This is a genomic window from Fructobacillus sp. ESL1096 (assembly GCF_058511985.1).
This window is the reverse complement of the sequence record NZ_CP196400.1, coordinates 287,736-311,878: the sequence shown is the minus strand read 5'-3', so window position 1 is coordinate 311,878 and position 24,143 is coordinate 287,736. Positions and strand designations below refer to the sequence as shown.

The 24,143-nt window shown below is 43.7% G+C and carries 26 protein-coding genes; 20 read left to right on the top strand and 6 right to left on the bottom strand.

The genetic code is table 11. From position 1 onward, the window contains the following. Positions 1-45 precede the first annotated feature (45 nt). Positions 46-1,107, top strand: a complete 1,062-nt coding sequence (queA, locus tag ACSYSR_RS01245) for a tRNA preQ1(34) S-adenosylmethionine ribosyltransferase-isomerase QueA (RefSeq protein ID WP_252774199.1) — start codon at positions 46-48, stop codon at positions 1,105-1,107. A 63-nt stretch (positions 1,108-1,170) separates the two neighbouring features. On the opposite strand, the gene budA is transcribed toward queA, so the two are convergent. Continuing rightward, positions 1,171-1,881 (bottom strand): acetolactate decarboxylase, encoded by a 711-nt coding sequence (gene budA / locus ACSYSR_RS01240; RefSeq protein ID WP_489816344.1) that lies wholly within the window; start codon positions 1,879-1,881, stop codon positions 1,171-1,173. A 142-nt stretch (positions 1,882-2,023) separates the two neighbouring features. On the opposite strand from budA, the gene tsaE reads away from it, so the two are divergent. From tsaE to ACSYSR_RS01225, 3 genes are read left to right on the top strand one after another with little or no spacing between them, the layout of a single operon-like run. Continuing rightward, the gene (gene tsaE / locus ACSYSR_RS01235; protein ID WP_252774197.1) at positions 2,024-2,482 is read left to right on the top strand and encodes a tRNA (adenosine(37)-N6)-threonylcarbamoyltransferase complex ATPase subunit type 1 TsaE; all 459 of its coding nucleotides are present in this window, start codon (positions 2,024-2,026) and stop codon (positions 2,480-2,482) included. Beyond that, on the top strand, positions 2,479-3,015 hold the full coding sequence (locus tag ACSYSR_RS01230) for a GNAT family N-acetyltransferase (protein ID WP_489816345.1): 537 nt from the start codon (positions 2,479-2,481) through the stop codon (positions 3,013-3,015). The genes tsaE and ACSYSR_RS01230 overlap by 4 nt, the downstream gene beginning before the upstream one ends. Next, entirely contained in the window at positions 3,015-3,548 is a 534-nt protein-coding gene (locus ACSYSR_RS01225; protein ID WP_252774195.1) for a 3'-5' exonuclease, read from the top strand. The genes ACSYSR_RS01230 and ACSYSR_RS01225 overlap by 1 nt, the downstream gene beginning before the upstream one ends. A gap of 325 nt (positions 3,549-3,873) precedes the next feature. Here ACSYSR_RS01225 and ACSYSR_RS01220 read toward each other — a convergent pair whose 3' ends face one another. Beyond that, the gene (locus tag ACSYSR_RS01220; RefSeq protein WP_252774194.1) at positions 3,874-4,689 is read right to left on the bottom strand and encodes an exodeoxyribonuclease III; all 816 of its coding nucleotides are present in this window, start codon (positions 4,687-4,689) and stop codon (positions 3,874-3,876) included. 53 nt (positions 4,690-4,742) lie between these two features. Then, entirely contained in the window at positions 4,743-5,576 is an 834-nt protein-coding gene (locus ACSYSR_RS01215) for an NAD(P)H-hydrate dehydratase (protein ID WP_489816346.1), read from the bottom strand. A 114-nt stretch (positions 5,577-5,690) separates the two neighbouring features. Here ACSYSR_RS01215 and pepV point away from each other — a divergent pair, with 114 nt between their 5' ends. From pepV to ACSYSR_RS01170, 9 genes are all read left to right on the top strand, one after another. Next, on the top strand, positions 5,691-7,109 hold the full coding sequence (gene pepV / locus ACSYSR_RS01210; protein WP_489816347.1) for a dipeptidase PepV: 1,419 nt from the start codon (positions 5,691-5,693) through the stop codon (positions 7,107-7,109). Positions 7,110-7,320: 211 nt separating this feature from the next. Further along, positions 7,321-8,016, top strand: coding sequence for a hypothetical protein (locus ACSYSR_RS01205; protein ID WP_489816348.1), 696 nt, complete (start codon positions 7,321-7,323; stop codon positions 8,014-8,016). Between the two features lie 311 nt (positions 8,017-8,327). Continuing rightward, positions 8,328-9,620, top strand: a complete 1,293-nt coding sequence (gene tig, locus ACSYSR_RS01200; protein ID WP_252774189.1) for a trigger factor — start codon at positions 8,328-8,330, stop codon at positions 9,618-9,620. A gap of 131 nt (positions 9,621-9,751) precedes the next feature. Continuing rightward, positions 9,752-11,005: an ATP-dependent Clp protease ATP-binding subunit ClpX gene (clpX, locus tag ACSYSR_RS01195; RefSeq protein WP_489816536.1), complete on the top strand. Its 1,254-nt coding sequence runs from the start codon at positions 9,752-9,754 to the stop codon at positions 11,003-11,005. A gap of 2 nt (positions 11,006-11,007) precedes the next feature. Beyond that, complete coding sequence (gene yihA, locus ACSYSR_RS01190) at positions 11,008-11,592, top strand: ribosome biogenesis GTP-binding protein YihA/YsxC (RefSeq protein ID WP_489816349.1); 585 nt, start codon at positions 11,008-11,010, stop codon at positions 11,590-11,592. 73 nt (positions 11,593-11,665) lie between these two features. Beyond that, positions 11,666-12,187: a peptide-methionine (S)-S-oxide reductase MsrA gene (gene msrA, locus ACSYSR_RS01185; protein ID WP_489816350.1), complete on the top strand. Its 522-nt coding sequence runs from the start codon at positions 11,666-11,668 to the stop codon at positions 12,185-12,187. Positions 12,188-12,189: 2 nt separating this feature from the next. Beyond that, the gene (gene msrB / locus ACSYSR_RS01180; RefSeq protein ID WP_252774186.1) at positions 12,190-12,627 is read left to right on the top strand and encodes a peptide-methionine (R)-S-oxide reductase MsrB; all 438 of its coding nucleotides are present in this window, start codon (positions 12,190-12,192) and stop codon (positions 12,625-12,627) included. A 220-nt stretch (positions 12,628-12,847) separates the two neighbouring features. Beyond that, the gene (locus ACSYSR_RS01175) at positions 12,848-13,258 is read left to right on the top strand and encodes a helix-turn-helix transcriptional regulator (protein ID WP_252774185.1); all 411 of its coding nucleotides are present in this window, start codon (positions 12,848-12,850) and stop codon (positions 13,256-13,258) included. A gap of 233 nt (positions 13,259-13,491) precedes the next feature. Continuing rightward, entirely contained in the window at positions 13,492-14,283 is a 792-nt protein-coding gene (locus ACSYSR_RS01170) for a PhzF family phenazine biosynthesis protein (RefSeq protein WP_489816351.1), read from the top strand. Positions 14,284-14,556: 273 nt separating this feature from the next. On the opposite strand, the gene ACSYSR_RS01165 is transcribed toward ACSYSR_RS01170, so the two are convergent. Next, positions 14,557-14,964, bottom strand: coding sequence for a hypothetical protein (locus ACSYSR_RS01165; RefSeq protein ID WP_489816352.1), 408 nt, complete (start codon positions 14,962-14,964; stop codon positions 14,557-14,559). After that, on the bottom strand, positions 14,961-15,572 hold the full coding sequence (locus ACSYSR_RS01160; protein WP_489816353.1) for a hypothetical protein: 612 nt from the start codon (positions 15,570-15,572) through the stop codon (positions 14,961-14,963). Before ACSYSR_RS01160 ends, ACSYSR_RS01165 begins: the two co-directional genes overlap by 4 nt. 165 nt (positions 15,573-15,737) lie before the next feature. Here ACSYSR_RS01160 and ACSYSR_RS01155 point away from each other — a divergent pair, with 165 nt between their 5' ends. Beyond that, on the top strand, positions 15,738-16,181 hold the full coding sequence (locus ACSYSR_RS01155; RefSeq protein WP_489816354.1) for an ASCH domain-containing protein: 444 nt from the start codon (positions 15,738-15,740) through the stop codon (positions 16,179-16,181). 76 nt (positions 16,182-16,257) lie between these two features. Here the strand turns inward: ACSYSR_RS01155 and ACSYSR_RS01150 are convergent, their stop codons facing one another. Then, positions 16,258-16,503 (bottom strand): hypothetical protein, encoded by a 246-nt coding sequence (locus ACSYSR_RS01150; RefSeq protein ID WP_252774180.1) that lies wholly within the window; start codon positions 16,501-16,503, stop codon positions 16,258-16,260. Between the two features lie 666 nt (positions 16,504-17,169). On the opposite strand from ACSYSR_RS01150, the gene ACSYSR_RS01145 reads away from it, so the two are divergent. From ACSYSR_RS01145 to priA, 6 genes are all read left to right on the top strand, one after another. Next, positions 17,170-17,364: a hypothetical protein gene (locus tag ACSYSR_RS01145; protein ID WP_252774179.1), complete on the top strand. Its 195-nt coding sequence runs from the start codon at positions 17,170-17,172 to the stop codon at positions 17,362-17,364. 21 nt (positions 17,365-17,385) lie between these two features. Further along, complete coding sequence (locus ACSYSR_RS01140; RefSeq protein ID WP_252774178.1) at positions 17,386-17,523, top strand: hypothetical protein; 138 nt, start codon at positions 17,386-17,388, stop codon at positions 17,521-17,523. A gap of 1,246 nt (positions 17,524-18,769) precedes the next feature. Continuing rightward, complete coding sequence (gene pdxS, locus ACSYSR_RS01135) at positions 18,770-19,654, top strand: pyridoxal 5'-phosphate synthase lyase subunit PdxS (RefSeq protein ID WP_489816355.1); 885 nt, start codon at positions 18,770-18,772, stop codon at positions 19,652-19,654. Between the two features lie 19 nt (positions 19,655-19,673). Then, entirely contained in the window at positions 19,674-20,231 is a 558-nt protein-coding gene (gene pdxT / locus ACSYSR_RS01130) for a pyridoxal 5'-phosphate synthase glutaminase subunit PdxT (RefSeq protein WP_489816356.1), read from the top strand. Between the two features lie 222 nt (positions 20,232-20,453). Beyond that, a complete protein-coding gene (locus ACSYSR_RS01125) occupies positions 20,454-21,569 on the top strand; it encodes an AAA family ATPase (protein ID WP_489816357.1) in 1,116 nt (371 codons plus the stop codon). Between the two features lie 95 nt (positions 21,570-21,664). After that, positions 21,665-24,088 (top strand): primosomal protein N', encoded by a 2,424-nt coding sequence (priA, locus tag ACSYSR_RS01120; protein WP_489816358.1) that lies wholly within the window; start codon positions 21,665-21,667, stop codon positions 24,086-24,088. Positions 24,089-24,143 lie beyond the last annotated feature (55 nt).

Here is a 24,143-nt window from a genome sequence, read left to right as displayed (position 1 = left end):
CTAACAGCCTGCTGGCTGATGAATAAAAGAATTTAAAAGAGATTTATGACAGAAGAAAAGCACTATCAATTATCAGATTTTGACTACGACTTGCCCCAAGAATTAATTGCGCAAACACCATTAAAACAACGCGATACTTCCCGGCTCTTAGTGTTGAATGCAAAAACGGGGGCCTATGAGGACCGACATTTTTATGACATTTTGGACTATTTGAACCCAGGCGATGCTTTAGTGATGAATAATTCACGAGTTTTGCCAGCCCGGTTACATGGGATTCGCCCAGAAACAGGTGGCCATGCTGAAGTCCTATTATTGCGTCAAGACCATGGAGATGTCTGGGAAACTTTGGTCAAACCAGCTAAAAAATCACCAATTGGTTCAACGATCGTTTTTGGTGATGATCCAGAAAATCCCGTGATGACGGCGACGATTGTTGGCGAATTGGAACACGGTGGTCGCTATGTTGAGTTTTCCTATGCTGGCATTTTTATGGAACGTTTGAACGAGTTGGGGGAAATGCCCTTGCCACCCTACATTAAGGAAAAATTGGCAGACCAAGAGCGCTATCAAACTGTTTACTCCAAGGTTGATGGCTCGGCTGCGGCCCCCACTGCCGGCCTGCACTGGACACCAGAATTGCTGCAAAAGGTTGCTGCAAAGGGCGTGGAATTAGTGGAATTGACCTTGCACGTTGGTTTGGGAACCTTCCGACCAGTGGAAGAGGAAAATATTGAAGACCATCAGATGCATTCTGAATTTTATCAATTGAGCGCTGAAGCAGCAGCCACGTTGAATAAGGTTCGCAAGCAGGGTGGGCGGATCGTTGCTACCGGGACGACGTCAATTCGAACGTTGGAAACGATTGGTTCAAAATTTGATGGTCAACTTCAGGCTGATTCTGGTTGGACGGAGATCTTTATTAAACCTGGTTATCAGTGGCGGGTTGTTGATGCCTTTATCACGAACTTCCATTTGCCAAAGTCGACGTTGGTGATGTTGGTTGCAGCTTTTACTGGTCGGGAGAACATTTTGAATGCATATCGTCATGCAGTTGAGGCTCAATATCGCTTCTTCTCCTTTGGGGATGCGATGTTTATTCATAAGTAAAAATAAAAAAAGCAGTTGCCACGGCAACTGCTTTTTTATTGATTTACATGTCTTTTAGGGAACTTATTCAGCTGCTTCGATGGCTTTGTGAACCATGGTCAAGTCAGTTAAATCAGCGGCCTTAAAATCAGGGTTTTCAGTTGGTAAGACCTGTTCGATAGTATCGAATTTTTGGACCTTAACGGTGGCTGACAAAACTTTTCCGGTTAAAACATGGCCAGCAAGGTCGTGGTCGTTAGAAAGGAAGTGGGAATGGAATCCAGCTACGGTCACGCCTTGATAGATGGCCGGAGCATAGTAGGAAAGAAGTCGACCCGAGACCTTTGAACCATGGAAAACCTGTTGCTTTTCAGCGGCTTCGGTTAGGGACGGATATGGCTTCTGGCTACCAGCAGCTGAGCGAGTCGTCATGGTTTCAAATTCACCTTCGACCAAGAAAGCTGCAAACTGATTTTGTGCCTGTAATTTGTCGATGGCATTTTGCAAAACGACTTCCAAATCAGCACTTTCCGCTGTTCCAAAATCTTGAAAATCACCATGGTGAGCAGCAGCAAATGGGGAACTGAAGCTTTCATCTGGGGTTTCAGATTTGCCAGAAACCAAGGTGTGGTAGGCTTGACCATCTAAGATAATCAGTTCGCCATCGAGGCCCTGACCAGTACCAATTCCAAAGTCACCGTGTTGCAGGAGGTCGTGGATGGACATTGTCCCGTCTAAGAGGCCGTTAGCAAGAAGCTGCATCGTGCCAACTTGAAATAAAGTTGTTTTTGACATTCGTAAAAATCCTTTCAATTCTTTTGATTATTTTTATTGTACTCCTATCAACTAGGGGACTGACAAGAAATTTTTAAAATCAGGACACAAAACCAACAAAGTGCCCAGTGTTCAGCTAAATGACAGTGTTATAATATGGAATATGAAAAGCTATCAGACGAACAATCCAAAAGAAACCCAGGCGTTGGCCGAGCAATTAGCCAAACTCGTTTACCCCGGCCTGGTAGTGACGCTAAAAGGCGACTTAGGTGCCGGTAAGACGACCTTTACCCAGGGATTGGCTCAGGCCTTGGGCATTACGAGTCGGGTTAAAAGTCCGACTTTTAATATCTTGAATACTTATGAAGAAGGTCGGATTCCCCTTTATCATTTTGACGCTTATCGTCTTGAAAATATGGGCGCAGCCGACCAGGGATTTGAAGACTATCTGGGTACTGATGGTGTCACGTTAATTGAGTGGCCCCAGTACATGGCGGATCTTTTGCCAAATGATCGCTTAGAAATGACCTTTACCCGCATGGTTGGCACAGACTCTGGCCGTCAAATTGCGGTTTTGGGGGTGGGCCAAGCCACGCAAATTGAGGAGGACTTACACGGATGATTGCAGCACAATTTGACCACTATGAGTACTCAATGCTTGGCTTGGACCTGCAACAGGCTCAAGCTGCCCAAGATTTATTGACTCAGCTTAAACAGGAATCAGATACTTTTGAATTAGCTGAAGTTCGTGATTCATTAGCAGCGTCTGATCAATCGGCAGTTGCTGCAGCTGATTTGAAAAATGATGACCGACCCGCTAAGACCTGGTTGATCTGGGCTAAACCATTGGGAGATGAAGAAGGCGGTGACGCGGTTGCCATCGGTATGGCTTCAATTGCCGATGGTGAAGTTGGTTTGGCGATTTTGGCCGCCTTTCAGGGCCACGGACTGGGCCAATCAACGCTGGCAGCGATGGTCGTTTGGGCCGAAGAGGCTGGTTATGACCGTCTGTGGTTAGATGTCGACCTGGAAAATCAGGTTGCTCGTCATTTGTACAAAAAGCTTGGTTTCACAGAAGTCGGTGAGGAACCTGAGCCAATTGAATTACGGTCTGGCCGCCAGGCCAACCTTGTAAAAATGGAGTTACTGTTCTAATGAATTTTGTCGCTTTTGATTTTGAAACAGCCAACAACCAGCGCCATTCAGCTGTTTCACTTGCTTTGGTTGTCGTTCGTGACAACCAGGTGGTGGACCAATTTTATTCTTTAATTAAATCACCAACGCCATTTTCAGCGCGAAATTCGCAAATTCATGGCATTTATCCAAAGGACGTTGTCAATGCGCCCACATTTGCAGAAATTTGGCCAACAATTGCGCCGTTATTTACTGAAGAAAAACTCGTGGTGGCGCATAATGCCAATTTTGATGCCTCGGTTTTACGGGCCTGCTTAGACTATTACGGCCTGCCAGAAGCTCATTATCAACTGTTGGATACTGTGCAAACCTCGCGTCGCCTCTTGCCTGATTTGCAAAATCATAAACTCAACACGGTTTCTGCTGCTTTGAACATTCGTTTGGACCACCACCATAATGCGCTAGAGGATTCTTTGGCTTGTGCGGAGATTTTGATTTACCAAAGTGAGCTTTTTGGAAATCAGGTCCTAAAAGAATATGTTCGTAATCAATAAAGTGTGTTAACTGTGCTGTTTAAGCGGTTAGTAACGGCGTACCATTTTTTTAAATAAATTTTTCAATCAATGGTTTAACGAGTTAGTTCCCTATAAACCGCAGGATAGCAGCTTTGCTGCCATAGTATTGGTATCTAAGCAAGTGCAGTTGGTGGCAATCCTGGCGAGGGTACAGTGACTATGGTTTTTAAAACCATAACCCCAAGTATCCCCTACCCGTAGGAGTTGTCTTAGCATTTTGGTGAGTTTTGATAACCGATTGACAAAGGCGCCTAAACAAAATGTAAAAAAGCAGATTCCAATCATGGAGTCTGCTTTATTGTTATCAGTCGATGGTTAATTCAATTGGAGCATGGTCCTGTCTAGCACCGGTATCGACGACCTTGATTGCTTGAACCTTATCAGCAATCCGGTTTGAAACCAAGTAATAGTCAATCCGCCAACCAGAGTTGTTAATCTTAGATGTTTTCACCCGTTGTGCCCACCATGTATAGATACCTGCTTGCCCAGGGTTCTTGGCGCGCATGATATCGGTGTAACCGGCATTTAGTAACAAGGTGAACTTTTGGCGTTCCTCGTCTGTAAAGCCAGCAGAATGATGGTTGGTACTTGGGTGCTTGAGGTCAATCTCTTCGTGGGCAACATTAAAATCACCAGAAAAAATGACAGGTTTTTTCACATTTAAATCATCAATATAGTCCCGGTAAGCATCATCCCACGCCTGACGATCCTCCAGTCGGTCTAATTTTGAACCGGCATTGGGTGTGTAGACCGTCGAAACAAAGAATTCCTTGTATTCAAGGGTGACGATTCGTCCTTCTTGGTCCATTTCACCAGGAGCACCAATCGTTGGGTAGTCAACGGCAATTGGCTCTTCTTTAGCAATCATCATGGTACCAGCGTAGGATTTTCTGGCTGTTGATGAGTTGGTGTAAAAGTGATAATCCGGGAAGAGTTCAGTCAGGGCGGCTAAGTGCTTTTTCGTTAAGCCGGACTCTTTCAGTTTTGTTTCCTGGATGGCGAGGACATCAGGCTTTGCGGCAGCCAAATTAGATAAAACGTCCCAGGTCATCTTGCCACGGTCTGAACTGTGTTCGACGGCGGCGTTAATGGAGTCGATATTCCACGAAATAAATTTCATTAGGTCTCAGTATCCTTTGCTGATTTTAGTTGAGGGTAAGCCCACTTTGCTGGTTACAAGGGCGGGTTTTGGTCGGCCATTTCCTTCATAAAGGCAGGGAGGGCCTGAGCAATTTCGGTTGGCAAGGTTACGTAGGCCGTCTCTGCTAAACGCTCTGCAATCGCTGAATGACTGTAGACGGCTGCCAAAACGGCTTTCTTTGTGTCTTGAAATTGTGCAACAAAGGCTGCAATGATGCCGGCGAGCGTATCACCCATGCCACCGGTTGCCTGGTAGGGGCCACCAACAGTCAGTTGGTAAAGCTCATTTTCCAAGTATACCTGAGTCTGGTCAGACTTCAAAACCAAAATTGGTTCAGGATTCATGGCAACAAGGGCCTCCCAGTTATTGTCTTCTTTTGCTTGGTCAGCGATGGCCACTTGACCAAAACGTTGCCATTCCATTTGATGGGGCGTTAGGATAATTTGTCCCTGTGGTAGGGGCAGGTTTTCCTGTGCCATCATGGTCAAGGCTGATCCATCTAAAATAACCTTATGCTTGTCGGTGAGCTCTTTTAGGACTTGCTTTAAAATGGTTAATTCATTTCCTAAACCAGAACCAATGAGGACAACGTCCACACCGGCAATTAAATTTGATAGGTCCTGATGGTAGTCAACGACCATAGCCTCGGGCAAGCGGGCGTGAAGGGCTGTTTTATTAACGGGGTCGGTTGCCACCGTGACTAAACCAGCGCCGCCAAAGACGGCGGCCTGGGCGTTCATAATGGCTGCCCCGCCTAGGTCTTGGTTACCCGCGACGATTAAAATTTTGCCAAAAGTACCTTTATGTGATTGGCGTGGTCGAACTTGAATGACTTCTTGCACGATTTTCTCAGTTAATTTAATCATTTTTCACCTCTCTGCTAAGCATTTTACGCCTAAGATGTGTATAATGAAAATAACTTAATGAGAAAATAATGAAAAAGGTGAGAGCGACTTTGGTCACTTCCCACAAGGAGGTCTTTGATGATTGATTGGCAGGCAAAAGCTAAGGAAGAAGAACAGGCTTACTTGGCTGATTTGAAGGAATTTTTGAAAATTCCTTCTGTTCGTAACGATAGCAAGAAGACGGCGGATGCACCGTTAGGACCCGGTCCAAAGGATGCGCTGGTTCACATTTTGACCTTGGCCGACCGAGACGGCTTCACGACTAAGAACATTGATAACTTAGCTGGTTACATTGAAATTGGTCCAAAGGATGCTGATGAATATGTCGCTTTGCTTTCTCACGTGGACGTCATGCCTGCTGGTGAAGGTTGGGAAACGGACCCTTTTGATCCCGTTATTGAAGACGGTAAAGTGATTGCCCGTGGGGCTTCTGATGATAAGGGACCTGGTTTGGCTGCTTATTATGGGTTTAAGATGATTCGTGATTTAAACTTGCCATTGAAGCGTCGTGTTCGCTTGATTTTCGGTACTGATGAGGAAAACGATTGGACTGGAATGACGCGCTACTTCGAGGTTGAACCGGCACCCGCCTATGGTTTTTCGCCTGATGCCGAATACCCAATTATTAACGGTGAAAAAGGAAACTTGCAGGTGAATATCACTTCGAAAGCAACTAACGGGGATGCTGCTCAGTTGCTCTCATTTGAGTCAGGGATTCGGACGAACATGGTACCAGGTGTTGCTCGCGCTGCTGTAGCAGGCCTTGCCACTGATCAGGTTGAAGCTGATTTTGCAGCCTTCTTGACTGATAATTCCCAGGTATCTGGAATCGTGACCACAGACGGGGGGCAGTTGTCCTTTGAGGTCTTTGGTAAGCAGGTCCACGGTTCTTTGCCTGAGACGGGTGAAAACGCCGGAACTTACTTGGCAAAATTCTTGATGCAATATGACTTTGGGGGCACAGCTGCTCACTTCCTTGCTTACTTGGGGGACTTGTCACACGATGATCCAACTGGTCAAAAATTAGGTGTCAACCATGTTGACGATGTGATGGGTGCCTTGTCAATGAACGTTGGAATTCAAAAGTTCGATTTGGAAGAGGGTGTTTACATTAACTTTAACTTCCGCTATCCAAAGGGAATCGAACCAGCATTCATCGAGGAAAAGTTGGCAAAGGCAATGCCAGCCTGGGATTATTTAGCTAAGATTGGTGGTCATGCTCAAGTGCCACACTACGTTTCGCCTGAGGATCCAGTCGTAAAAACTTTGTTGAGCATTTACCACGAGCAAACTGGTCTAAAAGCACATGACCAAGTAATTGGTGGTGGCACCTATGGTCGGTTGATGGAGCGCGGAGTAGCCTTTGGTGCTTTGTTCCCCGATTCACCAGATACGATGCACCAAGTTGGAGAATTTGCCTTGGTTGATGACCTTGTGCGTTCAATGGGAATCTATGGTCAAGCCATTGTTGACTTAGCTAATTTGCCTGAATAAAAATTAGTAAAGTGCTACACGTTCTGAAAGTTCAATCTTGTTTACTAATGACACGGAATCAAAGTCAGACTTTTGTCTGGCTTTTTATTTTGGTTAATAATAATTGTCTTTGAAATGTAACCGCTTTGCATGTAAAAAATAAAAGCACCGTTTTTTGATTTTCATATAATGAACCTAATTCGATTTAGAGAGAGTTGAGGGAGTTAGTGAGATGAGAGTAGAAGATTTTTTTCATGAATATAACCATCGTCATGAAAACGATGACCTGGTTGGTGAAATCGAAGAAATTCAAAATTACTGGCAAAAGATGCGTCAATCACGTCGGAGCTTTGTGGGTTTGACACCAGAAGAGTTGTTACGGACTGACGGAAAAATAATGGCATTAGACCAAGTTTACGAGCATTTGATTGAGAAAAAAGCGGAACTGATTTCCCATGGGGGATCCTATCCCTTAATGGAAACTGACCTGCGTGAAACTGGCTTTAATCATAAAATTGAGACGATTGATAAGATGGAGGTTATTACTGGTGACTACATGTGGGGGCAACAGAATAACACCTTTACTGTGGTTGGGGATGACCTCATCGCTTCTAGTTATTTTGTCAAAATGGGGACGGATGAAACTGATGATTTAAACTTTAAAAGTCAGCGATTGATGGCCAAGATGGATTTCTTTCAGGCCATGAAGGACCTTCGGGTTGGTAGTTGGGAGGAAAAGTACGTGGATGAAAGCGTGATGGATGGGACTCAGTGGAGTGTACGCATTTACTTCAATCACGGCATGGAAGTCTTGGCCATCGAGGGCAGCAACGATTATCCCGACAACGTAGAAGAATTTGATCGCGTCTTTGATTTAAATGTCTTTGGTAACATGGACTCGGGTGTTGAGGGTGAATTTGTTGAATGATGAGGGCAAGAAAATTTATTGTCTGGATCAAAAGGGAAAAATATTAAACAAAGTCGCGATTCAAGCAATCGCAGTTTTTGTGTTAAAAATGATAGAAGAATCCGCCATTGGGCAAGCGTTGGTTAGTTAAGCAGAGTTGAAAAATATTTAGGCAGCGCATTTTTTGGTCTAGTTTTTGAGTAGAAGTTGGTGGAAGGCCAATCAATCATTGCTATTCCTTGCTAACCGCCATCAGCATCTTGGTCGCCGGCCTTGATAAAATCAGTCATTTGGTCTAAAATTATATAGAACTTATTTTTGGAGGATTTAACATGTCTAAATGGACAGCTGCTGCGGATGCAAACCGCGGTACACTAGAATTTTCAATTGCTCAAGCTGATGTACAAAAGGCCTTGAAGCCAGCATTTGACAAGAACAAGAATCAAATTGCCGTACCCGGATTCCGTAAGGGTAAGGTACCAATGTCATTGTTCATGCAAAAGTTTGGTGAAGAAGCATTGTACCAAGATGTCATGGATATCGTTTTGCCAGCCGCTTATGATGCAGCTGTTGCTGAACAAGGCATCACAGTTGTTGGTCGCCCCGACATCATTCCAGTTTCAATGGACAAGGGTGCTGACTGGCAAATGAAGGCTGAAGTAGCCGTTGCCCCTGAAATCAAGTTGGGTGATTACACTGGTTTGTCTGTGGAAAAGCAAGACGCCACTGTATCAGATGAAGAAGTTGATGCTGAAATTAAGCGCCAACAAGAAAACCAAGCTGAATTGGTTTTGCAAGAAGCCGGCACAAAGGCTGAAAATGGCGACACTGTTGTCATTGACTTTGACGGTTCTGTTGACGGCGACCACTTTGATGGTGGACAAGCTAAGGATTATTCTTTGGAATTGGGCTCAGGTTCATTTATCCCAGGGTTTGAAGACCAATTGGTTGGTCACGTAGCCGGCGACGATGTTGACGTTAAGGTTACTTTCCCCGAAGAATATCAAGCTAAGGACTTGGCTGGCAAGGAAGCTTTGTTTGAAGTCAAGCTTCACGAAATCAAGCGCAAGTCATTGCCTGATTTGGATGACGAATTCGCCAAGGACGTTGATGAAGACGTTGAAACTTTGGCTGAATTGAAGGAAAAGACAAAGAAGAACTTGCAAGAAGCACGTGACGAAGCAGCTAAGGATGCTTTCGAAGATGCTGCTGTGCAAGCTGCAGTTGACAATGCTGAAGTTGTTGGTGGCAAGCTGCCAGAAGAGATGATTCACGAAGACGTTGATCGTCAAATGCAACAATACTTGGCTCAATTGCAACAACAAGGCATTTCACCAGAAATGTTCTTCCAGATTTCTGGTCAAACTCAGGAATCATTCCACAAGCAATTTGAAGAAGGTGCTGACAACCGCGTCAAGACAAACTTGGTTTTGGAAGCGATTGTTAAGGCCGAAAAGATTGATCCAAGCGCTGATGAAGTTGCTGCCGAAGTTAAGTCATTGGCTGATCAATACAATATTTCAGAAGAACAAGTTAAGCAATCATTGTCAGATGATTTGTTGAAGCACGACATTGCTATGAAGGCAGTCGTTGACAAGATTGTTTCATCTGCCAAGGCAAAGTAAGCCACTAAAAAGAGCCCGGTTGGGCTTTTTTTCTTACATAGCCTACTCTACTACTTTAGGCAGTTGTTCTTGTTGAACAAGCCGGCAAGCGAGTGCTAATGCCGAAGAAAGACGATATCGAGGGGGATACTATGGTCCAAACACCCAATGAAACCACTCCAGTCCACTGCTCTTTTTGTGGTAAGGATGCTGATGAAGTCAAGAAACTAGTCGCTGGTCCTGATGGATTATATATTTGTAATGAGTGCATCGCATTGGCTGATCAAATTATCCAAGAAGAGATGCGAGTGGACCAACAGTCTGAGCAGCTGACTTTACCCACACCAAAGGAAATCGTTGAAAATTTGAACGATTACGTGATTGGCCAAGAAGATGCCAAGAAGACTTTGGCAGTGGCTGTCTATAACCACTACAAGCGTGTTAATGAAAACGCTTTGAAGACGACAGATGTTGAATTACAAAAGTCAAACATCGCTTTGCTAGGACCAACTGGGTCAGGAAAGACTTATTTGGCGCAGTCATTGGCGAAGATTTTGCAAGTTCCGTTTGCCATTGCCGATGCAACGACGTTGACGGAAGCCGGTTACGTTGGTGAAGACGTCGAAAACATCTTGCTCAAGCTTTTGCAGGCTGCTGATTTTGATGTTGAATCTGCTCAACGTGGAATCATCTATGTCGATGAAATTGATAAGATTGCTAAAAAATCAGAAAACGTTTCGATTACCCGTGATGTTTCAGGCGAAGGCGTTCAACAGGCGTTGCTGAAGATGTTGGAAGGAACGATTGCTTCCGTGCCACCACAAGGCGGCCGAAAGCACCCACAACAGGAGTTAATCCAAGTTGATACCACCAACATTCTCTTTATCGTCGGTGGGGCCTTTGCTGGTCTAGATACATTGATTAAGGAACGTTTGGGCAGCCGAGTAATTGGCTTTGGTTCAAGTACAACTGACCAAGCTAAGGCCTTGGATCAGCCCAATGTTTTGAAAAATGTTGAACCAGAAGATCTGACAAAGTTTGGTTTGATTCCAGAATTTATTGGTCGTTTGCCCATTATCACGGTCTTAGATGAGTTGACGGTCGAGGATTTGACCCATATCTTGACACAGCCAAAGAACGCCTTGGTTAAGCAGTACCAGGCACTGCTTGGATTGGATGATGTGGAGTTAGAATTCCAGCCGGCTGCCCTGTCGGCGATGGCTAATTTGGCCATCGAACGTGGTACTGGTGCCCGTGGTTTGCGTTCAATTATTGAAAACGTCATGAAGGATACGATGTTTGATATTCCAAGCCGTAATGATATTGAAAAGGTCGTAATCACTAAGGCGTCTGTAACGTCTGGTAAGGCGCCTAATCTGGTTTTGAAGAAAGATGAAAAGGACTAAGTATGGACGTTCATAACGTTGAAATGGTGATGTCAGCGGTCTCACCAAGCCAATATCCAACGGACGGTCGGGCTGAATTTGCCTTGGTTGGTCGGTCGAATGTTGGCAAGTCATCATTAACGAATACCCTGATTAATCGTAAAAATTTTGCCCGAACTTCAGGTCAGCCTGGCAAAACTCAAACATTGAACTTTTACGATGTGGAGGGGCAACTCTACTTTGTTGATGTTCCTGGTTATGGTTATGCAAAAGTTTCCAAAAAAAAGCGGGAAGCCTTTGGCCAGATGATTGAGACCTATATTAGTTCTCGTAAGCAGCTACGTGGCGTGATTTCTTTGGTTGACGCGCGCCATAAGCCAAGCGAAGAGGACATCATGATGTACAATTGGTTGGCTTATTACAATATTCCAGTCCTCTTAGTAGCAACTAAGGCTGACAAGATTGCTCGTGGAAAATTAAACCAATCTGAGTCAATTATCAAAAAGGCAGTTGATTTTGATGATGAGAATTCTGATTTTCAATTTTTTTCATCCGTTACTAAATCAGGAAAAGATGAAGTTTGGCAATGGATTGAAGATCGACTTTAAATTCATAAAAACACAACTATACCATTGACTATTTTTCGTTACTGTTTACAATGTTAGGTAGGAGGTAATTTCAATGTCACAAGATACAGCAATTTTTGCTGGAGGATGTTTTTGGTGTATGGTCGAGCCATTTGACTCGTTACCAGGAATCGAAAAGGTTCGTTCCGGCTACACCGGTGGCCACGTGGCAAACCCAACCTACGAGGAAGTTTGTTCTCATACTACCGGCCATACTGAAGCAGTCAAGATTTGGTTTGATCCTGATAAGTTCTCATATAAGGACTTGGTTGAACTTTATTGGCAAGTAGCTGACCCAACCGATGCAACTGGACAGTTTGCTGATCGTGGTGATTCTTACCGTCCAGTAATCTTCGTTAACTCACCTGAGCAGCGTCAAATTGCTGAGGAGTCGAAGAAGGAATTGAGCGAATCAGGTCGATTCGATAAGCCCATCGTGACGTCAATCGAGGATGCTAAGCCATTTTATGAGGCCGAGGAATACCACCAAGACTTCTACAAGAAGGACCCATTGCGTGAAGCAGCAATGATGGCACCCCGACATAACTATCAAGCAAAGTATTGGGGGGACAAATAGTCATGGCAAAGTATAATCAAGAAGAATTAAAGCAACGCTTAACACCTGAACAGTACGATGTAACGCAAAATGCGGCTACTGAACGGGCCTTCACTGGTAAGTATGATCAGTGGTGGAACGATGGCATTTTTGTTGATGTTGTTTCCGGTGAACCACTTTTTTCGTCAACCGACAAGTATGATTCTGGTTGCGGTTGGCCATCCTTTACCAAAGGAATTGATGATGCTGATTTGAATGAATCAACTGATAATTCCTTTGGAATGACACGGACGGAAGTTCGTTCCGGCGAAGCCAACTCACACCTTGGCCATGTCTTTAATGACGGCCCAGTTGACCAAGGCGGCTTGCGCTACTGCATCAATTCTGCAGCCTTGCGCTTTGTTCCCAAGGAAGACCTGGAAAAAGAAGGATACGGTAAGTATTCTTACCTCTTTAATTAAATTAGTTTGACCGAAAACCGCTGCCCTTGAGGGTGGCGGTTTTTTTGATTAAGACGAAAAACCTTTTTCTCAATAGTCAGCAAAAGCCTGCCATATTAGGCGATGCGCTTGGTAATTGACTAAATGCCCGTTAAAATTGCACAAATATTAATCGCTTTTGCTAGTGCTTTCTTAGTAAATTAGTATACTAGGATTAATGGAAATGAAAGAGAGAGGCACAATGGAATTTACCTTTAATGAAAACCTATTATCTTTGAGAAAAGCACATAACTTATCTCAAGAAAGCTTGGCCAACGAATTGTATGTCACTAGGCAAACAATTTCAAAGTGGGAAACTGGGGAGGTCACACCAGATTTGGCCAAAATTCAATCTGTTGCCGATTACTTTCAAGTACCGGTCGAAGAGGTCCTATTTGGCCAGCAACAATCATCAACATTAACCAATTCAGTGAAAGACCGTGCTAAAAAATTTTTTGAGGAAGATGAAGCCGACAAAGACTGGCACGAAAATCACCGATGGCGCGAATGGCAACATCGACCAATTAATAATGGTTGGGAGTTTTTGGCAAGATATTATTGGATTTTATTTGCTCTAATTGCGATGACGGGTTGGTTCGTCAGCAAAAAATAAGAGATATTGACAGCCGTTTTTCAGGTAAAATATTCTTCAAAACACAGCGGCCCGCATATTTGCTTTGCGGACCGTTTTTTGGACTGAATGACAGAAGCATTTCGCTGGCAGGAATCCGAACACACGATTAGTTGATGTCAGGAAAGCTGAGGTAATGTCTGTTAAATCAGTTTAACTGTGCTAGAATGATGCAAATTAAAGGAATTCTAATTGTGTTTGGAAGAGGAACAGCCATGGTAAAAAGTTATGTTGTTGATGCGTTTGCAAGTGAGATTTTTAAAGGTAATCCAGCGGCAGTCCTTTTTGTTGATCATTTTCCCAGTGATCAAATGATGCAAAATATTGCCATGGAAAATAAGCTTTCTGAAACAGCCTTTGCCGTTAAAAAAGACGATAAGCACTACGATTTGCGGTGGTTCTCACCAGCTGGTGAGATTGACCTTTGTGGTCATGCTACTTTGGCGACCGGCTTCTTAGTTTTCCAAAAGGCAGCTCCAAAAGACGGGCAGTCCGTAGTTTTCAATACCATGAGTGGTGATTTAAAAGTGACAAAGAGGGATAATCTGTATGAGATGGATTTTCCCACTTACGATTTGAAGGCAGTCCCAGTAACAGAAGTTATGACCGAAGCCTATGGTACTCGGCCAGATGCTGCTTACCTTGGTCGTGATTTGGTCTGTGTCTTTCCAAAGGGAACGGCAATTGCCGGGATGGATCCAGATATGGAAAAATTAAAAAAATTAGCTGGCATGGCCCAACATGCTACGGCTATTGTGGATGACAAGTATGATTGCGTATCACGGTCATTTGCGCCTAAGCTAGGAATTAACGAAGACCCTGTCTGCGGCAGTGGTCATTGCCATATCGCACCTTATTGGTCAGAACGATTAGGTAAGCACCAATTAGTTGCTTACCAGGCTTCACCGCGATCTGGTGTCCTGCACTGTGATTATGAGGGGAAGCGAACTAAGCTGAGCGGTGAGGCAGTTCTTTATTCTGAAAATGAAGTTCATTTAGCAATTTGAAAGCAGTTTATTGGAGAAAAATTCATCGGTGTACGGGAATATGTTCCGTGCATTTTTTAGTAGAACATGGTACTAAGGGCTGTCCCATAAAAATGGTTGTAGCTGAATACTTGTGACTGAATGACAAATATTTTGTTATGACTGTGTTCTTCAAAAATGTCCTCCGTTTTTATCCATGTAGGAGGCATACGGGTTATCTAGTTTGATTATCTGATATCGGCAAAAGAAAATTGGTAATCATGATGGGAGTTCAACAAAAGTTGCCACCATTAATTACCTGGTTAACGTCCACAAATCATGAATGAGTTTAGAAGTATCGGCAAAAGCGTAGCGGTAAATGATGACCAGCAGACCGATGAGATTGGTGAAGAGACCGGTAATCAGATAATTTTGCACCTTAATGGCGACAATGTCGGCTAAAAAGATCGTAATGCCTAAAATGGTAACAGTCACCAGTGCAAAGTAGAGGCTAATGGAAACGATGAGCCAGCGCCGCATGGCGGCCTTGGATTTGAGTTCCTTCACCAGCTGCCCTTGGATGGCTGAGGCGGTATCATTGTTAATAACATGGCTACGCAGTAATTCTGCTTGTTTTTGTGCAAGTAAGGTTTGGTCGTCAAAGGGGACGACCACTGGATTAATAATTTGTTCTTTTAATTGACTTCTTTTAGTTTGGGTCATTTGGCTGAATAAACCTCCTGGATTAAAGTGATTAGACGATTGCGAGCGATTTGATCATTGATAAAGTAGATTAATGAAAATTTTTGAATTAGTTGGGCAGTGGTCAGGGATGACCAATTGAGGTTCTGTAAGAGTGGCTGGGCTGTTTCATCAGGAACTAAGAAATGTTCTGCAAAGAAATCAGCATCTGCTTCGTTGATCCTGTTTACTTGGTGCTGAGATTCATCGTCTGCAAAGGGATAGTCTAAGATAGCGATACCGTCGACTTGATCAGCTTTTTGATTGATTTGTTCGGTTACCTGGTGATTGTCTTGGTTAACCTGATAGTTCCAACCTAAAATGAGTTGGCCGAGTTCCTTTGCTAGCATATAAATCCAGTCGCGATGGTTTAAGGCGTTTTCAACGACAAACTGTGGCTGATTTTTATCCATGTTATACAGAATGTAGGCGGTTGTCTTTAAGGCGGATAAATCAGCATTGATTACGGCTAAGCCAATGGATTTAAAATAGGTGGCCAGATTTTCATTGTCGATGTTTTGGTCCATGATTTTCTGATGGGCGTTTTCGGCCAGTTTTCTGATTTCGGTTTGGCGCTGGTAACTAAGCATTGTCATCTCCTTTAATTTTTCGTCATTATTGTAGCATTGAGAGAAGTGACAATTTTTGCCGGTCGTGGTTGTTGCTCTTGACTTTTTGATTGCAACCGGCAGATATTTAATTGGTACAATGAGAGCAAGAATGTTTAAATTTTAAGATTAGAAAAGGACAAGGAAATGACACCAGCTGCATTTTTTCAACAGGCTAAAGACGAAGGGGTGATTCCGTTGGGAGCCCGATTACAATCTAGTTTTCAATTTGGCGCGGCGGCTGACGATCTCGCTCAATTGGTCCTGAAAGGCGTTAAAACGGCCACTGCGAGTGCTTACGACTTATACGAAGAAGAGCCGTTACCTGCTTTTGGCGCGTATGATGTTATTTTAGATGGGCAGAATCAGCCCGTTGGCATTATTAAAAATGATGCTGTCACAATTGAACAGTACCTGGATGTTAACGCCCAACATGCCTATCAAGAGGGCGAAGGGGACCGTTCATTAGCCTATTGGCGCCAGGTACACCACGATTTTTTTACTGCCGCCTACCAAGAGGAAGGCAAAGTATTCCGAGAAAATCAGTCACCAATTGTCCTGGAAAAGTTTCACTTGGTTTATCCACAATAAAAAGGTCGAAACGAGATTGTTTCGACCTTTTTATCTGCATATTTCGTAGCACTGAGAGTATTCTGATTTGGAATATTTAGTAAAGAGGTGTTGTGTGCTTGGCAGTGGCCAAGAGGGTGAGATTGCCTGCTAATAAAAGTGCGGTAAAGGCAATCCAATTATCGCTCTTGAAAACGAAGAAAAAGCAGATCACAAGAATGATGGAGTAAGTCAGGGGGATGATCAATTGGATCCAGATATTCAAACTAAATTTAACGATCAGCGCCTGTGCTAAGATTACGAGCATTGAAACCAAGATAAATGCGGATTTTTCACTTGCCATTTTAATTTTCCCCCCTAATTGTCTTCAGACACTATTCGATACTTTTCTAAGGTTAAGTTTATCATTTGTTTTTATATTTTTCTAATAAAAAGCGATTAAAGAGTGGTTGTTTATTATTTTTTAATCTTTATTGGCAAAAATTTGCTGTTCGGTCGAAATTTTGTTGAATTGAACATTTCATGCGAATTTTTTCTGGTATGTGTTCCTAGAAAAAAGTTGCAACCGAGACTTTGAGCAGGTGGGCAGTCCCTGGGGAGAAAGCAGATGCAAACAATCGTCATGCACTATCGTCGAACTTTTGCGACCTTCTTTGTCGCAGTTTTGGAATTTTTTTCGTGTTGATTGGGTCTTTGATTTCTCCTCAAGAGCCAATATCCTATTGGGCCTCACTCTACTTGGGGCTCGCCGTTATGACCGTTTTTTCGATGTTGGTTGACTGGGTGGTTAAAAAGTATCGGAAAAATTAAAGCTTGAGCGTATTCTAAATAAAATGTTAGTTTGGCAGTGATAGAAGTCTTTCTATTGGAATCCAGATTAAGTTATTGTGCGGCTGATTTTCTGTGGGCGTGGTCGGAAAAATAAATACTTGGATCTTTTTAACATTTGTCTTTAAAATTTGTCACGATAGTATTATAATCGTAATATATTGAAAAGGGGGAATTAAGGATGGCAACATTACGTGATGGTTCAAAAGAGAACCGCGAATCTTTTGAAGAGGCAAAAAGTAAGCAGGCTCAAGAACACGCCGCTGAAGCCCATGAAGAGAAGGCAAACACTCGTGTTGAGGATGCCAAGCACAAGGATGCTCGCTACGACAACGAGGAATTCGAGAACGAAAAGAAAAATTTCGAAGGTCAATAAGCATAATTGGGGGATATCATTATGGAAAAAAAGCATGAATTTGAAGCGGCGGATGCCCGTAAAGTTGAAGATGCTAAGCGCCAGGATGAACGCCTAGAAAAGCAATCAAAGTTCGTCAAATCATCGCACGAAAGTCGTGAAAAAGCTGACGAAAAATGAGTGAAAACGCCTATTCAGGCGTTTTTTTTGTTGGCATTATAGTGGTTGATCGTTAACGCTATCAAAAATCAATCAATAAAATTGCTAAATTAATTGAGATACTTTAGACTAAAGCCAACGTAATGTAGAGGTGGGTGAGCGGAGTTGGCAATAATTGCTCGAATTTTACTAGGGTTGTACGCGCTATTAATGATTGTGGCTTCTATTCAATCGCTTTGTTTGGAAAAGAGTCAAAAAAAGTTTTGGCATGGCATTAACCTGCTTTTAAATATTGTCTTGATCCTTATCGCTGTTTTTGCCCACCACCTGTTTTTTCAAATCAGTAGTATTTTGATTTTAGTTTCACTACAGGGACTAACATTCTACCGTGGCTTTTTGAGTGGTAAAATTAACTACCACCATCACCTGGTTCGCATGCTCTGGACCATGCTTTTAATTGTATTGATCATCTTTTTTAGGAATAATACGACATGAGAAATAAAATAACCGAACTGACTATCCTTTATCCACGAACAGCCGCGATTGTTCTGGTGACCGCTCTCAATATTATTTATATTTTATTAGTGAACTTATTTTCGCCCGGTCAATCTTTGCTTGGCTGGCTGAATAGTTTGATCGTTAATGTGGCTGGTTTTGCAATCTTAATGGTTCTAAGCTGGTTATGGACTAGATTTGTTAATCGAAAAAAATAAAGAAATTGCTCTGAATGGGCCATTCCTTTTTTGGTTCATGGGCTTATTTGAGACTTCTATTAATGATAGTACTCGCTGTCGACTTAGCAATCAACTGCATGTTTATCAGTGTCAAAATGGTAACGTTGGGTGCTTTTCCTTTGATCAATTTTGATGGATACTATTGTTTTTTCCTCTTGGCATGATTTTGTTAAATTCACTGCAGAACTAAATACAGGGGAAAAAGGAATAAATTGTATTATTTTGGTCTTTATTTGTTGCAAAAAAGGTTAAAAATAGAAAAATAACCAATAATTTTGTAAATAAAAAGGATTATTTCAATTCAAACTAGAAATTTCAATCGAATTTCAGTTACATTTGGCTATTTTTAATTTTTTTGCCATTTTTAATGTAGGAAATGTTTCTATTTTGCTTAAATGAATGTGTAATAATAATAACATTAAGACTAATACCCTTTATGGTATAATCATTCTATCCAATAGTTCGGTTTTACTGATTTTGGAAATTTATTTTTTAATCTTTTTATTAGAATAGGTTGTGGAGGATGTATTGTCATGAAAGAAACTGGATCAATTACGGTCAAGCGAGGGATGGCACAGATGCAAAAGGGTGGGGTCATCATGGATGTCGCCAACGTTGAGCAGGCCAAGGTTGCAGAGGCAGCCGGTGCTGTTGCTGTGATGGCCTTAGAACGTGTACCATCTGATATCCGTGCTGCTGGGGGGGTTGCACGGATGTCAGATCCTGCCATGATTGAAGAAATCATGGCTGCGGTTTCAATCCCTGTAATGGCCAAGGCTCGGATTGGCCATATTGCCGAAGCCCACGTTTTAGAAAGTATTGGTGTTGACTATATCGATGAAAGTGAAGTGTTAACGCCTGCCGATGACAACTTCCACATTGCTAAGAATGAATTTACAGTCCCATTTGTTTGTGGTTGCCGTGACCTTGGGGAAGCATTGCGTCGAATCGGCGAAGGAGCTTCAATGCTGCGTACGAAAGGCGAGCCCGGTACAGGTGACGTTGTGGAAGCAGTTCGCCATATGCAAAGGGTGAACGAACAGATTCGTCACATTCAAAACGAAAAGCCCGAACATTTAATGGCCATTGCTCGTGACTTGCGGGCACCATTAGACTTGGTTCAAGAAATTCATGAAACTGGAAAGTTGCCAGTGGTTAACTTTGCTGCCGGTGGCATTTCAACGCCAGCCGACGCTGCTTTGATGATGAATCTCGGTGCCGATGGCGTTTTTGTTGGTTCTGGTATCTTCAAGTCAGAAAATCCGGCTAAGTTTGCCAAGGCAATTGTGACTGCAACGGCTAGCCCAACGGATTACCACTTGATTGCTGAAGTTTCAAAGAACTTGGGTGCTCCAATGAAGGGAATCGATACAGCTACTTTGCACGACGAAGACAAGATGGCTCCACGCGGAATCTAATTGAAAAAGGGACGAGCAGATGGTAATTGGTGTTTTAGATTTACAAGGTGCTGTTGACGAGCATATCAACATGCTTGCCCAGTCTGGTGTAGCAGGGAAAAAGGTTCTCTCAGAAGAAGATTTAAACCAGGTTGATGGTCTAATTATTCCTGGGGGTGAGAGTACAACAATGATGAACTTGTTGCTCAAATTTGCTTTATTAAAGCCTCTGCAGGAAAAAGTAGCGTCAGGACTGCCAATTTTTGGAACCTGTGCTGGTTTGGTACTCTTATCCCGCCCAGATGCCTTAGCCGGTATTAAAGGTGAAGTGGAGCGGAATGGTTTTGGCCGGCAGAAAGATAGCTTCCAGGCTAATATCGATGTAGCTGGTTTTGATCAGCCATTTCCCGGTATCTTTATCCGAGCTCCATACTTAAAGCAGGTTGCAACTGACGTTGAAGTATTGGCAAAGATTGATGGCGACCGGATTATTGCCGTTAAACATGGTAATATTTTGGCAACGTCATTTCACCCGGAACTGTCTGATGACCCTCGGTTACATCAACTTTTCTCGGAGATGGTCAGCGCATCAGTTTGATTAAAATCAATAAACGATACGATAAATTCAAGAGACAGCAATGGTCTGTAGGCCGATGTTGTCTTTTTTGATGTTTTAGGTTAAAGAGGGTGAATGAGTGGATGAAATGTAATAAAATTGCCTTTCTATTTCTCCCTTGACCATCTTTGGTATAATAAAATTAGTATGCACTGGCTGATTTTGCCAGTGAAGTGTTTGATAAAATAGATGTTAGGAATACTGATGGTCAAAAAAAACTTAGTTAAAGCAAACTTAACAGGTGACCGAATTGGGGTTTTTTTTGGAACCTTGGCACCGATGCACATTGGGCACCAAGCCGAAATTTATAAGGCCGCAGCCCTGAATGATGGGGTCGTTGTGATTACTTCTGGTTACACAGGTGATCGTGGGGATCAAATCGGTTTGCCGGTTGAAAAGCGGTTCCGTTACTTACGGGAGGCCTTCAATGATGAAGACAACATCAAGGTTGATTACATCAATGAAGATGATATCCCTCAGATGCCTAATGGTTGGCAGGAATGGACAGACCGGTTGACCGCAACGATTCGCCGAAATATTGTGAACCCTGAGGCACAGATTACGCTATATACAGGTGAAGCAGAATATAAGGAAATGCTCGAAAAGATGTTGCCAAAAGATGGGCATTTTCGTGTTTCATTAATGGATCGGACCATTTTGAAGGTGTCGGCAACAGCTGTTCGTAAGGACCCCCTAGGCAACTGGGACTTTATTAACCGTGTTTTTCGGCGCCATTTTGCTAAAAAGATTTTGGTCGTTGGGGCACCACAAACGGGTAAATCAACTTTAACCAGGCGCTTAGCGCGAACATCGAATTCGCCTTTTTCGGTAGAATTTTCACGAACTTACCAGGAAAAGTCAAATGTCTTTGATAGTGAATTACTTTTAAAGGATTATTCACGGATTATTCAAGGACAATACGATGCCAATTCGGCCGAGATTAATTCGCCGGCCAATAACGGCTTGACTTTCTTTGATACAGATGCGATGGTGACCATGGTGGAAGCGAGAGAGTGGTTACCCAAAGCTGATTTGGCCCAATTGTTACCACTATTTGAGAATACCATTCATGAAGAAAAATTAGACCTAATTTTGGTCATTCCACCAACGGTAGCTGTTTTGAACGGCGCAGATCCAATTGAAAGTGCCGAATTTGACCGTCACCTCTGGCAGGTGATTGCGGATTATGGCTATGCTGACTTGGCAGTGGCCTTGGATCGTCGGGGAGGACCCGATGATCCGGCAGGCTATTATGCCCGTTATATGCAGGCTTTGGAAATTATTGAAGATAAAGTTGGCATCAATTTGACCAAGGTTTAAAACAAGGGCCCTGAACGTTTCGGGTCTTTTTTATTCCAGCTTTATTGATTGCTAGTAAACGATTGAAAACATGACAGAAGAGGAGGTGACCCGCGATGGCACTCAGGTATGCACAGGTGGTGGTGGATGTTCCCACCCAGCAAACGAATCGGCCGTATACTTATTTAATTCCTGATGAAATTCAAGCTGCAGTGCAACCCGGTGTGCGTGTTTTGGTCGCCTTTGGTCACCGTTCGGTTTTGGGTTATGTGTTAAAAACTGATGTTGACTTGCCAACTGATTTAGCCGTTGACCAAGTTAAGGATATTTTGACTGTCTTGGATGACCATCCGGTTCTCAACCAGGAAATGCTGGCTTTGTCCGATGAATTGGCGCAAACTAATTTTTCATTCCAAGTCTCTTTTTTGGCCCTGATGTTGCCAACCGCTCTAAAGGCATCTTATAAAAAACGCTTACGGGCCCATTCAGACTTGTTGCCCGCCGACCGCCTGGCTTACTTCGATGGTCAAGTGGAGCGCTTGGTCAAAACCAAAGACTTTTCGGCTAAGGAATGGCGGCGGATACGCCAGCTAGCGGCCGCAGGTCAATTATCAATTGAAACGGTGATTGAAAATAAGGGCCGGATTAAAACGGAACTGGCCTATCAGGTAACCAGTGGCCAGGACCGATTGGATCATGCGAAAGAAACGCTGCGTCAATCAGCTAAAAGTCAGGCTACTTTGTTGGCTTTTTGCCTGGACCACCTTGGTGAAACCTTTACGAAGCGCGATTGGTTGGCTCAAGTGGACGTTGCTGCGGCAACATTGACGACGGGTGTTAAAAATGGTTGGTTGGTGAAGCGCCAGGTTGAGCAAAAAAGGCGTCCAGGAGCGATGGCCTCTGGTAAAATTGAAGCGGTTAAGGTGTTAAATGAAGATCAGCAGAAAGCCTACGATGCCGTGACGGCAGCCATTACGTCCAAGGAAAAGACGACCTTTTTGCTTGAGGGGATTACCGGTTCTGGGAAGACCGAGGTTTACCTCCAGGCAGCGCAAAAGGCGATTGACCAGGGGAAACAAGTTCTTTTCTTAGTTCCCGAAATCGCATTGACGCCGCAAATGCAAAAACGGGTGGCCGACCGTTTTGGGGATGCAACTGCAGTCCTTCATTCTGCTTTGTCTGCCGGGGAACGCTATGATGAATGGCGGCGAATTCAATCCGGTCAGGTCAAGGTGGTGGTTGGGGCCCGGTCAGCGGTCTTTGCACCACTTTCTCATTTAGGCTTGATTATCGTTGATGAGGAACATGAAACTTCCTATAGTCAGAGTGAAAATCCGCATTATTCTGCCCGTGATGTGGCCCTGTGGCGTGGTGCCTATCATCAGGCGCCCGTTGTTTTAGGTTCGGCAACGCCTTCACTGGAAAGCCGGGCACGAGCACAAAAAGGTGTTTATCGGTTGCTGACGCTAACAAAACGGGCTGCGGCAGCGGCCACGTTGCCACCGGTTAAGATTGTTGATATGCGACAGACAGTTGTTCAAAAAGGGGATACCAATTTTTCAACCGAACTCTTGGAAAAGTTGAAAGATCATTTGGCTCGTGGGGAACAAGCGGTTTTGTTACTGAACCGGCGCGGCTTTTCATCCTTTGTAATGTGCCGGGATTGTGGCTACGTACCTAAAGACCCCAATTGTAACTTGGCCATGACTCTGCACATGGATACGAAAACCCTTAAGTGTCATTACTGTGACTTTCAAGCACCAATCCCACATATTTGTCCAAGTTGCGGGTCCAAGCGCATCCGCTACTATGGGACAGGGACTGAGAAGGTCCAAGAAGAATTGGGCCGTGTGCTCCCGGAATACCCGGTCATTCGCTTGGACCAGGATACCACCAAGAAGAAGGGGGCCATGGCGCAAGCCTTGGCTGATTTTGGAGCTAAAAAAGCACAAATTTTGTTGGGGACACAAATGGTAGCCAAAGGCTTGGACTTTGAGGATGTTACGCTAGTTGGCGTTTTAAATGCCGATACGGGTCTGGGCTTACCTGATTTTCGTGCTAGTGAAAAAACCTTTGAACTCCTTACCCAGGTTGCCGGCCGAGCCGGTCGAGGTAATCGGGCGGGAGAGGTTGTGATTCAAACGTTTAATCCCAAGCATTACGCGCTGACATTTGCAAAGCACCATGATTACGAAGGCTTTTACCGGCAAGAAATGGCTATCCGCCATGCGGGTGAATTTCCACCCTACTACTACACGATTCAGATTCAGAGTTCGCACCCTGATGAAAACCTGGTGGCGGTCCAGAGTGCCAAAATCGGTCTTTGGTTGAGAAAAAAGTTGCCAGAGGATGTTTTGATGCTGGGGCCATCACCCCAAGCCATCGCCAAGCTAAAGGGACGCTACTATTTCCAGATTCTGCTCAAACTGAAGAAGCCCCATGAGGCAGATGCCTTGCTGCGTGACTTGGTTGACCGGTCACAAAAGGCGGAAGCCGGCTTCCAACTTTCGGTCAAGCGTGACCCAGTTACCTTTATGTAAGGAGGAGACAGGTGGGCTTGGTAAGGCGCTTTGCTGCCATATAAACCGTGCTTAA